The following is a 12,980-nucleotide window of genomic DNA, read 5'->3' on the forward strand; positions in this document are numbered from 1 at the left end:
GGCCCCGGATGTCACAGCACCTGCCGTGGACACTCCGTGTGGCCCACCGATCGCCACTCGATCGGCAGAGCGCGGCGGGCGAGGGTGCCGCGGCAGATCTTGCCGGTGGGGCCCAGCGGCATCTGCTCGACCCGCAGCAGCAGTTCGGGCAGTTTGCGGCGCTCCAGCCGGCAGTCGGCCTCCAGGAAGCGGGTGACCGCGGCCAGGTCGAGGGGTGCCGCGCCGGGCACCTCGCGGACGCAGGCGCACAGCCGCTCACCGAACTCCTCGTCGGGCACTCCCACGCAGGCGACCTCGGCGACGGACGGGTGGGTGCCGAGGGCCTGTTCCACTTCGGCGGGGCTGATGTTGTAGCCGCCGCGCACCACGATCTGCTTGATGCGGCCCACTACGTGGAGCCTGCCGTGGGTGTCGAGGCGGCCGCGGTCACCGGTGCGGACCCAGCCGTCCGGGGTGCGGTAGCGGGCGTCCAACTCGGGGGCGGCCACATAGCTCAGCGGGGTCATGGGGCCGCGGGCGCAGATCTCGCCGGTGCCTTCGGTGATGCGGATCTCGGCAACTGCCGGGTCGGGCAGGCCCGTTCCGGCGTCCGGGGCCGAACCGGTGCCCGCCGTATGGCAGTTGACGCCGTCGGAGGAGCCGTAGACGGTGATCACCGGGCGGCCGAAGCGGCGGGCGCAGGCGGCGGCGGTGGCCGGGGGCAGGGCGGCGCCGCTGGAGACCACCGCCCGCAGCGCCCCGAGGTCCTCGCCGGGCGCCGGGGGCAGTTCCGCGAGCCGCCGCAGCATCGTCGGTACGCCGAAGACATGGGTGGGCCGGTGGGTGGTGAGCATCCGCAGGGCCTGCCGCGGGTCGAAGGTGTCCTGCACCAGCAGGGTGCCGCCGAGCGCGGCCACCGTGACGGAGGTGCCGAGCGAGCCGAAGGAGGAGGCCAGGGGCACCAGGACGAGGTTGCGCGGGGGGCTGGGGGCGTCGGGGGACAGGGCGCGGACGTAGTTGGCGCGGCCGCCGCCCATCGCGTTGTGCGAGTAGGCCACCATCTTGGGTTCGGCTTCGGAACCGGAGGACACCAGGATGCGGGCAGGCGCCTCCGGGTCCACGGGCCTCGGCGTGAACGGTGTCCGGGCCGGGGTCTCCAGGTCGACGCCCGCCGGGCGGGTCGGCTCGCCCCAGGTGAACACGGCTTCCAGGTAGGGGAGTTGGGCGTCGGCGGGGAGGGCGTCTTCGGTGTCCCGGTCGGTGATGACGGCGCGGGCCCGGGAGCGGGCGAGGAGGCTTGTCGGGCCGCGGCTGCCGTGGCCCGGCGGGTAGGGCAGGGCGACGGCGCCGACCGCGGCCACCGCCAGCTCCGCGGCCACCGCCCGCCGCCCGTTGGGCACCCGTACCGCGATGATGTCCCGTTCGCCCAGGCCGCGTTGGGCGAGGTGGGCGGCGATGTGCCGTACCCGGGACGCGAGTTGGGCATAGTCGAGGCTGCCGTAGGGGTCGGTGACGGCGGTGCGGGTGGGGTGGGCGTGGACGTGGGCGGCGAAGAGGGTGTGGAGGTCGCGGTCGGGGCAGTGGCCCTGGGCGGCCCAGGTGCGGCGGAGTGCGGCGGGCACCAGGTCCCGGATCTCGATACCGTTGGCCGAGGTCCAGCCGTGTGTCATGTGAACTCCCACGGGGGGTGGACGAAGGCGTGGGCGCCGATGCCGACGGCGGGCGCGAAGCGCGGGTCGCGGGCGAGGGCGGCGAGGTCGGTGCACACGGGTGTCGCCGGCAGGCCGCTCGCCGTGAGCACGGTGTGCACCTCGGCGGTGGGGCGGTGGCGGACCGTGGCGGGGAGCGCGGCCGGGTCGGTGGCGCCGAGGGCGCGGGCGGTGCGCTGCGGTTGGGCGCGGGCCTCCGTCCCGGGCCACAGATATCCGTCCAGGCAGGCCAACGGCCGTTCCAGCGGCCCGTGTTGGGCGCGTCGCGGGCTACGGGGGACGAGTGCGGCGGCCGAGTACAGCGAGGAGTCGGCGCGCTGCCCGCGGCCGGTGCGGAACCGGGCCAGCAGCGCCGCCAGGACGGCCTGTGCGCTGAGCAGTCCGCCGAGGACATCGGTGACGGTCAGCAGGGAGGGCGCGGGCGGCTCGTCCCCGGGGCGGAGCGCGGCGGCGAGACCGGTGTGCGCCTGGACGAGGTAGTCGGTGCCGACCGGCGGCCGCGGCCCCAGCGCCCCACCCCAGCCGGACGCCCACCCGTACACCAGCCCCGGCTGTACGCGGTGCAGGTCCTCGGCGTCGAGGCCGAGGCGGGCGGCCTTGCCGGGGGCCCAGTTGTGCAGGAACACATCGGTGCCGCGGGCCAGTTGGCGTACCGCGTCGCGGCCCGCGGTGGTGGTGAAGTCGATCTCGGTGGTGTCCTTGCCGGAGTTGAGGGCGCTGAAGCGGGCCGAGCAGCCCGCCGCGGTGGGCGGGATGCCGCGCATCGGGTCGCCGCCGGGCGGTTCGATCCGCAGCACCCGCGCACCCAGCAACCGCAGCACATGCCCGGCCAGCGGTCCCTGGACGCGGCGGGTGGATTCCACCACCGACAGCCCGGCCAGGGGGAGTCGGGGCAGCGGACCGCCTTCGGCGGGGGCGGGGCGTGCGGGGCCCGGCAGCGCGGTGAGGGTCCAGGGCGGTACCTGTTCGGGCGCGGCCGGGTCCTCGCGTACCGGCAGCAGGGCGGCTCCGGAGTGTTCGGCGGCGGTGCGGAGTGCGGTGAGGGGGACGGCGTGTACGGCTGCCGCGAGGGCGGGGTCCAGGGGGCAGACGGCGGTGCCGAAGCGTTCCTGGAAGGGCCGCCAGCCGTGCCGTACGGCCGCGAGGGGTGCGTCCAGGTGCTGCCAGAAGTGGAGCCACTGCTCGGCGTACAGGGCTTCGAGTTCGACCCGCACCCCGTCGGCGGAGACGAACTCCGGTCTGCCAGGGGCGAGTTGGGTTCCGGGTTCCGGGCTGGTCGCGGCGGCGAGGTACTGGGCGAGGGCGAGCAGCGCGGCCTGGGCCACCGAGGTGCGTACGGTGGTGGGGTGGCCGCCGCGGGCGCGGGCGACGAGGGCCGCGGTCACCCCCTGGGCGGCGAGGACTCCGGCGGCGGTGCCCGCGAAGTCGACGGCGAGCGGCGCGGGGCGGCCCGCGGCCAGGCCGTGGACATGCATCAGACCGCAGGCCGCCTGCACGTCCCGCTCCCCGTCCAGCGGCAGCGGCAGCGGCCCCGCCCAGTCGACGGTGTGGGCGACCTCGCCGGTGCCGGGGTCGTCGAGCAGGCCGAGGAGGCGGGTGGCGACCCGGTCGGCCGTGGTCGTCCCGGCGGCCGGGGCCAGCGTCATCGGGAGGTCTCTTCCGTTGGTGGCCGCGTGCCGTGCACCGAGTACATGACGCTGGACGCGGCGAGGAACGACGGATCCGCCATCAGGCCTTGTACGCACCGGAGTTGGGCCTCGGTCATCCCGGCGTCGAGCAGCCGCCGGTGCAGATGCCGGGTGTGGTGGAGTTGCAGCCGAAGCCCGGGCGAGCCGGCGGTGCGCAGCTCGATACGGGGCCTCGGGTCGATGTCGACCAGGCCCGCGGCCCGCATCGCGGCCGGCACCTTCCGCCCCCACTCCGGGTCCCCGCCACCGTCCCGCAGCACGGCGCACTTGGCGGCCAGAAACGTCCGGTACAGCTCGGCGGACTCCTCGTCGGGGGTGAGCAGCGGCGGCTCGTACGAGGTGTCGAACTCCTCGATCTGGAGCCGGCCGCCCGGCTTCAGGGCGCGTACCAGTTTGTCGAGGACGGTGCGGCGTTCCGGGATGTGCTGGAGGACGAGGCGGGCGGTGATCAGGTCGAACTCGGCCTCGGGCAGGGGGTCTTGGGCGATGTCGTGGCGGAGCGCGGTCAGTCCGGGGCGCTCGGGGATGTGGTGCGGTTTGACGTCGGTGGCGATGACCTCGCCGCCGGGGGCGACCCGGTCGGCGAGCCAGGCCGCGACGCTGCCGCCGCCGGAGCCGATCTCCAGGCAGCGCCAGCCGCGGGTGACACCGGTCTCCGCGAGCCGGGCGCAGGTCGCCTCGTCGTAGGCGGCGGAGAGGCAGCGGTGCTGTTCCGAGCTGTGCAGGCTGTCGTTGTCGAAGACATAGCCGGGGTCTTCGGCCAGGCGGGCGGGCATGGCGATTCCCTTCCTGAGCAGGTATGGCCGGGGATTTAAAGGACGCGGTTCAGGTCCAGCGGCCGCAGCCGCTGGTGGAGGTGGTGCCGGTGAGCTGGTGCAGCAGTGCGGCGCGGCGCACCTTGCCGGTGTCGGTGCGCGGCACCTCGTCCCAGGTGAGCGCCAACGGGGCGGCCAGCGGCGGGAGTTGGCGTGCCGCGGATCGCCACTCCTGCTCGCCGAGGTGCCCGTCGGGGGTGACCACCACGGGCAGCGGGGGGCCGCCGGTGCCGGTGAGGACGATGCACTCCAGGGCCCGCGGCAGCCGTTCCTCCAGCAGGTCCTCGGTGCTGAGGCAGCTCAGTCCGGGAGTGTGGTCGACCTCCCGGTCGAGCAGTTCGACGCTGCCGTCGCGGCGGTGGACGCCGATGTCGCCGGTGTTCCACCAGTCACCGACCTGTTTGGCGGCCCACCGGGTCTCCTCGCCGAGGTAGGTGAGGGCGCGGGCCCCGGTCCGCGCCAGGACCAGCCCGGGCCGTCCGCGCGGCACCGGACGCAGCGTCCCGGGATCGACCACTCGCAGCCGGGTCTTGACGGGGATGGGGCGGCCCAGATTCCGCACCCCGGGCCCGCCGAGGCCGCCGTCGGCGCCGCGGGTGTGGAAGCGGAACGTCAGCGGCCCGGTCTCGGACTGGCCCCAGCCCTGCATCCACAGCGGGCCGCGGCGCCGGCTGGCGGCGAGGTAGGCGCGGATGGTGGGCGGGTGCATCGCGTCGTAGGTGCTGACGAAGAGGCGCACGTCGCGGAAGGCGTTGTCGAGCCGTTCGGTCAGTGGGCGGAAGCGGACATAGGTGGTGGGCAGGGCCTCGACGACGGTGGGTGGGTGGGCGCGGAGCAGGGGGTCCGCGCGGTCCGGGTCGCGGGTGGTGGCGATGACGATATGGGCGGGCGCCAGGCACAGAGTGCTCGCGGTCCAGCAGAAAGTCCGGCCGTGCGCAAAGGAGTTGGCGTTGAGCAGGGTGTCGGTGCGGCGCACCCCGATCCGCGGGTAGCGCACCGTTTCGAAGCGGGCCAGCTTGCCGATGATGGTGCGGGTGGAGTGCGCGACCAGCTTGGGCACACCGGTGGTGCCGGAGGTGTGGTTGATGACCAGCGGCGCGTCGTCGTCGCGGCGCACCGGTGCGGGCGCCCGGTGGCCCCGTACGTCGGCCGGGCCGAGGGTGCCGGGCACCCCGTCCGCGTCCAGGACGAGGGTGGTCGCGGCGGTGGCCGGGTCGGTGTCCTGGCGCCGGGCCCGCTCCAGTACGCCCGCCGTGGTGACGAGGAGCGCCGGGGACAGCCGGGCCAGCAGGGTGGCGAGGGCGTCCCGGGACAGGTGTGCGGAGAGCTGCGCGGGCACCGCGCCCAGGCGCACCGCGGCGCAGGCCAGCAGGTCGTAGTCCCAGTGGTTCTCCTTGACGATGGCGACCCGGTCCCCGGCGCGTACCCCGGCGGCGGCCAGCCGTCCCGCCGACTCCCTTACCAGCTCGGCGAGTTGGGGAACGGTCCAGTGGGTGCCGCTGTCGGGGGCGAGGTCGAAGGGGCGGTCCAGGTGGACGGTGGTGCCGGTGCCGCGGTCGGCGCACTCGTCCAGCAGGACGCCCATGTCATGCGGTTTCAAGGGTGTCGCTCCTCGGTGCGGGGGAGGTGAGGGTGGCGCTGGGGGATCTGCCGAGGCGGCTCAGTACGCGGGAGGCGGCGAGGGCGGCGGAGCGTACGGCGCCCTCGCTGGCCGGGCGCAGGGTCAGCCAGTCGCCCGCGTACTCCACGGGGCCCGGGGCGCGAGCGGTGAAGCGGGGGCGGAGGGCCAGGGCGCGGGGGGTGGCCTCGGGCAGGCCGTGGGTGAAGCCGTGCATGAAGTGTTCGCGGACCGCGCCGGGCAGGCCGGGGACATAGCGGGCGGCGGCCTCCACGAGGCGGCCGGCGGTCTCCCGCGGGTCGGCGCCGCGCAGTTCCGGGATACGGCGCGGGTCGGCCATCAACGTCAGCAGGCCCTTCCCAGCGGGCGCCCGGCCGGGGTGTTTGGCGTGGTCGATCAGGATCCCGGAGAGCAACTCGTCCTCGGCGTCCGGGGTGAGCAGCGCGTACAGAGGGCGGGGGGAGGCGGGGGCGAGGGGCCGGTCCAGCAGGCAACTGACCTTGAGGGTGGGGGTGAAGGTGCAGGCGGTGAGGAAGGCCCGCTCGTCCTCCGGCGCCCCCGGGTGCAGCCGGGCGGCCACCGGCGCCGGTACGCACAGCACCGCGGCGCGTGCGGTGACGGTGCCCGACGGGCCGTGCAGTTTCACCGCCCGTCCGTCGCCCACGAGTTGGTGCACCGGGGAGCCGGTTTCGACGTCGAGTCCCTCGGCCAGCCGGCGGGCCAGCAGGTCCATACCGTCGTGGTAGGTGCGCCAGCCCGACACCGGTCCCGCCGACCGCATCAGGCTGATCAGCGGGCCCGCGGTGGAACGTGCCGTGTCCCAGCCGAAGAAGCACCCGGCGACCGGTTGCAGCAGATAGTCGTGCAGGTCCCGGTGGTAGCGGCGGGCGAAGGCGGCGACGGTACGCGCACCGGCGGGGGTGCGCTCGGGGTGGTCGCCGTCGAACTCCCGGCGGCGCAGCGCCGTCCAGGCGAGGAAGCGGCCCAGGTCGAGCCGGGCCCGCGGGGACAGCCCGGCGCCGGACACCAGCGCGGCCGGGTCGGCGACCCCGGGGTGGGCGCGGCCGTCCCGCCACACACCGATCGCCTTCCCGATCCGCGGCACCTCGCGACCGGTCACCCCGAGCCGGGCCAGCAACTCCCAGGTGGCGCGGTAGCCGCGTTCGGGGATCTGCTCGGCGCCCTCGTCGATCACATAGCCCTGGTGCCGGAAGGTGTGCATCCGGCCGCCGACATGGGGCTGCTCCTCGAAGACGCGCACCGTGAGCCCGGCGCGCCGCAGTTCATGCGCGGTGGTCAGCCCGGCGACCCCGGCGCCGACCACGGCCACATCCAGATCGGGGCTCAACTCGCCACCCCCGCAAGGAGGTTGGCCGCGATCAGCAGGACGAAGCCGACCCGGTGCACCCGGAAGCCCAGTCTGCGGGCCCGCATGATGTCGCCGTCGCCGCGGAACCCGACCAGATACTGACGGGCGCGGAGCACGGTCACCGGCAGCATCAGCAGCACGAACCACCAGGGCGCGAGCCCCGTCGCGGAGGCCGTCGCCCCGAGCAGGAACTCGGCGGCGGACAGTGCCCCGACGAAGACCGCGTTGCCCCGGGGCGAGAGCAGGCAGGCCGCGGTGGGGCGCCCCACGGCACGGTCCCCGGGAATGTCGTTGGTGTTGGAGTACACCCCGAACATCAGCGGCCCGAAACCGAACAACACCCCCTGCACCAGCAGGAATCCGGAGAACCGGCCGGTGGCCAGACCGTACGGCGCCAGCACCATCGCCACCCCGAGCACGCAGATGAACGCCTCCTGGAAGCCGTGATAGCTGATCTTCAGGCCGTAGGAGTACTGGAGCGACACCACGAACAGCACCGCGATCAGCACCACCGTCCAGACCGGCCGGTACGGGGCGGCGCCCACGGCGGCGGCCCACAGCACGGCGCCGACGCCCGCGGTGATCCAGGCGAAGCCGAGCGCCTCGCGGACCGTGAGGGTCCCGGCGACCAGAGGTTTGCGACGCTTGTTGCGCAGCGGGTCGTCCGGGCCGTAGTTGGCGATGTCGCTGCCGTCGCGGTAGCCGGTCACATCGTCCAGGGCCACCATCGACATGATCACGAAGACCGAGCCGAGCAGGAACAGGGCCGCGGCCGCCAGCGCCCCGGACACCGTGCCGCTCGCCATCGGCAGCGCCGCCGAGAGGCCCACGGCGATCGCCGGGTAGTAGTCGTAGACGTCGAGCTTGCCCAGCCGGGCGTAGCTGCGCGCCTTGCTCTCCACCACCGGGTCGCCGGGTGTGAAGACGCGGGCCTCGGTACGGGTCGTCACAGGCCCCGTTCCTTTCCTGCGGAGTGGTTTCGGGAACGGCTTTCCGTCGCGTAGACATCAACGAGTGGGGCAAATAAGACGGATGAGGCAAATGAAATGCGAATCACATTACTCCGATGATTTATATCGGTTGACCGGCTGACTTATATCGGCTGATCCGTATCGGTGATCCCCTGTCGCCCCGGGGACTCTACGGTCCGAGGGCGCTCGCCGGGCGTGCGCGCCCCCGCGGTTCGCCCCGATGGACGAATACGCAGGTCCAGAGCCCGTCACGGCCTCCGTGTGGACGTTCCCGTGTCGTGCGCCACCCGGGTTGTTCCACGTCGTACGATTCGCCCGCAGGTCCCGGCGAATACGGCGCCGAATTCACCGGCGCCGGCGCCCTGTCACACCACAGCCGCGTCCGGTCCACGGCGCCGGCGAATACGTAATCGCCTTGCCGCGGCATCGATTTCCGGGATTCCCCGCCGCGGACACCGAGCCGCCGACACAAAAAGGGAGTGGGATGTCTCCGACCGGCGCCCGCCGTCGGTGGGCCCGCGGGTGCCTGGCGCTGCTGGCCCTCGGCGAAGGCCTCCCGGGCGCCTGGGCGCTGCTCCGGCCGCGCCACTTCTACGACTCCTACCCCCTCCCCGGCCACCCCTGGGTCGCCGGCTTCCCGCCCTACAACGAGCACCTGGTACGCGATTTCGGTGCCGCCGTGCTCGCCCTCTCCGTGGTGCTCGCCTGGGCCGCGTGCACCGCCGGACCACACCTCCTACGGGCCGCCGCCGTCGCCGCACTCACCCTCTGCGTCCCCCATCTCGCCTTCCACAGCGCCCACTTGGGCCGGCCGTTCGGCGTGGAGGAGGGCGCCCAGGTGGTGTCGCTCGCGATGCCCGTCGGATGCGCGGTGATCGCATTCCTCGCGGCGGGCGGCCCGGCGCCGGACACCGCGACCGAGCCCCAGCACGACTCACGACCTCCCCGTAAGGAAGACACCCCAGGATGACCACCGCCCCCCAACTCCCGGCGCACCCCGTGCCGTTCTTCACCCAGGCCGCCTCGTTCGAGGAGATCTGGCCCGAGATCCGCACCCGGATCGGTGAGGTGCTCGACGACGGCAAGTTCTCCCACGGTCGGCAGGTCGGCCGACTGGAGACCGCGCTGGCCGAATGGACCGGGGCCCGGCACTGCGTCGCCGTCAACAGCGGCACCGACGCCCTGGTACTGCTGCTGCGCGCGGCCGGACTGCGGCCCGGTGACGAGGTCGTCGTCCCCGCCTTCAGCTTCATCGCCACCGCGTCGTCCGTGATGCTGGCAGGTGGCCGCCCCGTCTTCGCGGACATCGACCCCGTGACCTACGCACTCGACCCGCGGGCCGCGGCCGACGCCGTCACCGGGCGTACCACCATGCTGATGCCGGTGCACCTGTTCTGCCAGCTCGCCGACATGAGCGCACTGGCACGGGTCGCGGAACGGCACCGGCTGACCCTGGTCGAGGACAGCGCCGAAGCGATCGGGATGCGCTGGGACGGGGTGCACGCCGGTCTGCTGGGCGCGGGCGGAGTGCTGTCGTTCTTCCCCACCAAGACCCTCGGCGCCATCGGCGACGCCGGGGCCATCCTCACCGACGACCCCCAACTCGCCGCCACCGCAGCCGCGTTGCGGCACCACGGCCGCGCCGGCCACACCCTCGGCCACTTCCCCGGCATCTCCAACGCCACCGAACTCAACGGCGTCAACAGCAAGATGGACGACCTCCAGGCCGCCGTCCTGCTCGCCAAACTCCCCCACCTCGCCACCGCGGTACGCCGCCGACGCGCACTCGCCGACGCCTACACCGAACGCCTCCGCGACATCCCCGGCCTGCTCCGCCTCCCCACCCTCGCCCGGCGCGACGTACCCACCGACCCGGTGTTCTACGTCTACCTGGTCGAGTCCGAGCGGCGGGACGGGCTCGCCACCCACCTCGCCGACCATGGCATCGGCACCGAGACCTACTACCCCACCCCCCTCCACCTCCAGCCCTGCTTCGCCCAACTCGGTTACAAACAGGGGCAGTTCCCGCACGCCGAAGCCGCCTGCGAACGCACCCTCGCACTACCGCTGCACCCCGACCTGACCACCGCCGACATCGACACCGTGTGCACCCTCGTCCGCCGCTACCACTCCGGGAGGGCCGCATGACCCGGCAGGAGACCATCCCCTTCTTCGCCCCCGACCTCTTCGAGGACGACCGCGCGTTCCTGCTCGACCTGGTACGCCGCACCGGCACCGACCCCGGGCAGAAGTTCATCCTCGGCGAGCGCACCGCCGCCTTCGAGGAGGCCCTGCGCGAGACCCTCGGCGCGGCCCACACCGTCGCCTGCTCCAGCGGCACCTCCGCCCTCACCCTGATCCTCACCGCCATGGGCATCGGCCCCGGCGACGAGGTCGTCGTCCCCGCGTACGGCTGCGCGCCGCTCGGCAACACCGTCGCCAACCTCGGCGCCACCCCCGTCTTCGCCGACATCGACCCGGTGACCATGGTGATCGACCCGGACCGCGCGGAGGAGGCCGTCGGCCCGCGCACCAAGGCGCTGATGCCGGCGCATATGTTCTCCGTGATGGCCGATATGCCGCGGCTGCGGCAACTCGCCGCACGGCACGGGCTGCGTCTGGTGGAGGACTCCGCCGTCGCCCAGGGCGGCGTACTCGACGGGCGTCCCGCCGGCACCTGGGGCGAGGCGGGCGTCTTCTCCTTCGTCCAGGTCAAGACCTTCGGCATGGCCGGAGAGGGCGGCGCGGTCGTCACCGACGACGCCGAACTCGCCCGCGTGGTAAGGGCGTTGCGCAACCACGGGCAGGAGGGGCAGCGGTTCGTGCACCAGCGCGTCGGCTGCAACAGCCGCTTCGACGAACTGCTCGCCGCCTTCCAACTCCACCGCCTGCCCGGCCTGCCCGCGAGACTGGAGCGCCGCGCCCGGATCGCGGACTACTACACCGAACGCTTCACCCCGCTCACCGGCCACGGCATCGTGCCCCCACCCCCCGGCCGCAACGGCCGCTGCCACTACGTGTATTCGCTCCTCGCCGACGAACGCGACGCGCTCCAGGCGCACCTGGCGGCGGCCGGGATCGTCAGCCACGTCTACTACCCGCAACCCCTGCCCCACCAGCCGGCCTTCGCCCGCTTCGCACCCCCCGGCCGGACCTGGCCGCACGCCCTCTCCGCGAGCCGCCGCCAACTCGCCATCCCCATCAACCCGCACCTCACCGACGCGGAGACCGAGCACATCGCCGACACGGTATGCGCCTTCGCCACCCACCGGCCCGCCGTATGAACCCCGCTGAGGACGGCGCCAAACGCCCGGTGCACGGCGCCCTCGTCAAGGTCCTCGTCCACCGCCTCGACACCCGCGGAATGACACTGGAGCCGTACGCCAGCCGCTGCGTGCGCCGGGGCGAGGTGCACGAACTGCTCACCACCGACCACACCGACCCGGCCGCCGGCGCCCGCGTCGACCGGGTCGGCTTCCTCGGCTTCGTGGAACTGGCCTGCGCCGGCGTCCTCGACCGCGGCGACCTGGTACTCGCCGCCGGCCGCCCCGTCGGCACCGTACTCGGCTTCGACGCCTGCCACTTCCCCAACCACTACAACATCGTCATCACCGCCCCCCGCCCACTGACCGGCCACGACTTGTCCCTCACCCCCGAGACAGAGATCCGCTTCGAGGCGGGGACCAGGGTGTGAGCGGGGGCTGTGGTTCAGGCCGCCGCCCCCTCCGTCACCCCCACATCGATCAGTGCCGCGAAGGAGCGGTCGCCGCCGTAGTACAGGGCGTCGTGTTCGATGACGCGGGCGTGGGGGAGGAGGTCGAGGTAGTGGGGGAGGGGGCGGAGTCTGGAGAAGCGGCCTACGGGGATGGCGGCGTGGTCGTACTCGATCAGGAGGAGGTGGCGGGTGCTGGTGGCCAAGGTGCGGAAGAGGGCGGCGAGTTCGGCGTCGTCCAGGATGTGCATCAGGACCCAGACGAACACCGTGACATCCGCGGGGCGGCCCACCAGCCGTTGGAAATCGGACGGTTGGAGGTCCTGGGCGCGGGCGTGTTCGAAGGTGACGTTGTCCAGGCCGGCGCAGGTGGAGCGGGCCGCGTCCAACATGCCGGGGGTCATGTCGAGCGCGGCGACCCGGTCGGCCGCCGCGGCCAGGGTCGGGGTGAGGCGGCCGATGCCGCAGCCCACCTCGACCACGGAGCCGAGGCCGTCCGGCAGTTCCTGGTCGGCGCGCTTCAGCAGGCGGACCACCGTCTCCCGGGTCTCGGCGGTGACGGCCTCCGCGATCAGCGGCGGCTGCTGGGCGCGCATCACCCGCGCCAGCCCCGCCCGGGTGGCGCGCTCACGCCACTCCTGCGCGATCTCTTCCGGGTCAGGGGGTGCCATAGGTGTCATACGCGGCTGTGTCATACGCGGCACAACGACACGGTGACCGGTAGCGACACGGGCGTCAACGGGCGTCAGCGGTGCGCCAGTACGTTGACCACGCGCCCGTCGGGGTCACGGACGAAGAAGCGGCGCACCCCCCACTCCTCGTCCTGCAAGGGGTGGACGATCTCCGCCCCGCGCTCCCGCATGACGGCGTAGGCGGCGTCCACGTCGTCCACCTCGACGCTCATATCGGGGACCACCGGGGCGGTCCGGTCGTCGGACATCAAACTGACCTGTGCCGCGGGGGTGGTGGGGGAGGCGAGGGTGGTGATCCAGCCGAGGTCCATGACCTCCTCGAAGCCCAACAGCCCATAGAACTCACGGCTTTCGCCCATGGCCTCCGAACGGATGTTGGGTACGACACGGCGAACGGTCATAGGGGACTCCAGATGAAATCGGCGGG

12 protein-coding genes are annotated in these 12,980 nt (G+C 73.4%); 4 read left to right on the forward strand and 8 right to left on the reverse strand.

Annotation, left to right across the window (positions count from 1 at the left end; all coding sequences use genetic code 11):
- Positions 1 to 11: 11 nt before the first annotated feature.
- From ACFVST_RS21075 to ACFVST_RS21100, 6 genes are read right to left on the reverse strand one after another with little or no spacing between them, the layout of a single operon-like run.
- Positions 12 to 1,649, reverse strand: a complete 1,638-nt coding sequence (locus ACFVST_RS21075) for a class I adenylate-forming enzyme family protein (RefSeq protein WP_390154072.1) — start codon at positions 1,647 to 1,649, stop codon at positions 12 to 14.
- On the reverse strand, positions 1,646 to 3,334 hold the full coding sequence (locus ACFVST_RS21080; RefSeq protein ID WP_390154075.1) for a CoA transferase: 1,689 nt from the start codon (positions 3,332 to 3,334) through the stop codon (positions 1,646 to 1,648). Before ACFVST_RS21080 ends, ACFVST_RS21075 begins: the two co-directional genes overlap by 4 nt.
- The gene (locus ACFVST_RS21085) at positions 3,331 to 4,152 is read right to left on the reverse strand and encodes a class I SAM-dependent methyltransferase (RefSeq protein WP_390154078.1); all 822 of its coding nucleotides are present in this window, start codon (positions 4,150 to 4,152) and stop codon (positions 3,331 to 3,333) included. Before ACFVST_RS21085 ends, ACFVST_RS21080 begins: the two co-directional genes overlap by 4 nt.
- Positions 4,153 to 4,201: 49 nt before the next feature.
- The gene (locus tag ACFVST_RS21090; RefSeq protein WP_390154157.1) at positions 4,202 to 5,776 is read right to left on the reverse strand and encodes an AMP-binding protein; all 1,575 of its coding nucleotides are present in this window, start codon (positions 5,774 to 5,776) and stop codon (positions 4,202 to 4,204) included.
- A gap of 1 nt (position 5,777) precedes the next feature.
- Entirely contained in the window at positions 5,778 to 7,157 is a 1,380-nt protein-coding gene (locus tag ACFVST_RS21095) for an NAD(P)/FAD-dependent oxidoreductase (RefSeq protein WP_390154081.1), read from the reverse strand.
- Positions 7,154 to 8,128 carry a UbiA family prenyltransferase gene (locus ACFVST_RS21100; protein WP_390154084.1) on the reverse strand — a complete coding sequence of 325 codons (975 nt, stop codon included), beginning with the start codon at positions 8,126 to 8,128 and terminating at the stop codon, positions 7,154 to 7,156. The genes ACFVST_RS21095 and ACFVST_RS21100 overlap by 4 nt, the downstream gene beginning before the upstream one ends.
- 505 nt (positions 8,129 to 8,633) lie before the next feature.
- Between ACFVST_RS21100 and ACFVST_RS21105 the strand changes: the two genes are divergently transcribed.
- Genes ACFVST_RS21105 through ACFVST_RS21120 form a run of 4 tightly spaced genes read left to right on the forward strand, consistent with a single transcriptional unit; the run spans position 8,634 to position 11,843 of the window.
- A complete protein-coding gene (locus ACFVST_RS21105) occupies positions 8,634 to 9,119 on the forward strand; it encodes a hypothetical protein (RefSeq protein ID WP_390154087.1) in 486 nt (161 codons plus the stop codon).
- Positions 9,116 to 10,297, forward strand: a complete 1,182-nt coding sequence (locus tag ACFVST_RS21110; RefSeq protein ID WP_390154089.1) for a DegT/DnrJ/EryC1/StrS family aminotransferase — start codon at positions 9,116 to 9,118, stop codon at positions 10,295 to 10,297. Before ACFVST_RS21105 ends, ACFVST_RS21110 begins: the two co-directional genes overlap by 4 nt.
- Complete coding sequence (locus ACFVST_RS21115; protein WP_390154091.1) at positions 10,294 to 11,433, forward strand: DegT/DnrJ/EryC1/StrS family aminotransferase; 1,140 nt, start codon at positions 10,294 to 10,296, stop codon at positions 11,431 to 11,433. Before ACFVST_RS21110 ends, ACFVST_RS21115 begins: the two co-directional genes overlap by 4 nt.
- Positions 11,430 to 11,843, forward strand: coding sequence for a DUF6917 domain-containing protein (locus ACFVST_RS21120; protein ID WP_390154094.1), 414 nt, complete (start codon positions 11,430 to 11,432; stop codon positions 11,841 to 11,843). Before ACFVST_RS21115 ends, ACFVST_RS21120 begins: the two co-directional genes overlap by 4 nt.
- Before the next feature lie 14 nt (positions 11,844 to 11,857).
- Here ACFVST_RS21120 and ACFVST_RS21125 read toward each other — a convergent pair whose 3' ends face one another.
- A complete protein-coding gene (locus tag ACFVST_RS21125) occupies positions 11,858 to 12,532 on the reverse strand; it encodes a class I SAM-dependent methyltransferase (RefSeq protein ID WP_390154097.1) in 675 nt (224 codons plus the stop codon).
- 74 nt (positions 12,533 to 12,606) lie between these two features.
- Positions 12,607 to 12,954 (reverse strand): VOC family protein, encoded by a 348-nt coding sequence (locus ACFVST_RS21130; RefSeq protein WP_390154100.1) that lies wholly within the window; start codon positions 12,952 to 12,954, stop codon positions 12,607 to 12,609.
- Positions 12,955 to 12,980: the final 26 nt, after the last annotated feature.

The sequence above is a fragment of the Streptomyces sp. NPDC058045 genome (assembly GCF_042885635.1).
Lineage (GTDB): Bacteria > Actinomycetota > Actinomycetes > Streptomycetales > Streptomycetaceae > Streptomyces.

Excerpts from the sequence above, each read along its gene's own strand:
- ACFVST_RS21085 (WP_390154078.1), bottom strand. The coding sequence starts at position 4,152 with ATGCCCGCCCGCCTGGCCGAAGACCCCGGCTATGTCTTCGACAACGAC.
- ACFVST_RS21075 (WP_390154072.1), bottom strand. The coding sequence starts at position 1,649 with ATGACACACGGCTGGACCTCGGCCAACGGTATCGAGATCCGGGACCTG.
- ACFVST_RS21080 (WP_390154075.1), bottom strand. The coding sequence starts at position 3,334 with ATGACGCTGGCCCCGGCCGCCGGGACGACCACGGCCGACCGGGTCGCC.
- ACFVST_RS21130 (WP_390154100.1), bottom strand. The coding sequence starts at position 12,954 with ATGACCGTTCGCCGTGTCGTACCCAACATCCGTTCGGAGGCCATGGGC.
- ACFVST_RS21090 (WP_390154157.1), bottom strand. The coding sequence starts at position 5,776 with ATGGGCGTCCTGCTGGACGAGTGCGCCGACCGCGGCACCGGCACCACC.
- ACFVST_RS21120 (WP_390154094.1), top strand. The coding sequence starts at position 11,430 with ATGAACCCCGCTGAGGACGGCGCCAAACGCCCGGTGCACGGCGCCCTC.
- ACFVST_RS21115 (WP_390154091.1), top strand. The coding sequence starts at position 10,294 with ATGACCCGGCAGGAGACCATCCCCTTCTTCGCCCCCGACCTCTTCGAG.
- ACFVST_RS21125 (WP_390154097.1), bottom strand. The coding sequence starts at position 12,532 with ATGGCACCCCCTGACCCGGAAGAGATCGCGCAGGAGTGGCGTGAGCGC.
- ACFVST_RS21105 (WP_390154087.1), top strand. The coding sequence starts at position 8,634 with ATGTCTCCGACCGGCGCCCGCCGTCGGTGGGCCCGCGGGTGCCTGGCG.
- ACFVST_RS21110 (WP_390154089.1), top strand. The coding sequence starts at position 9,116 with ATGACCACCGCCCCCCAACTCCCGGCGCACCCCGTGCCGTTCTTCACC.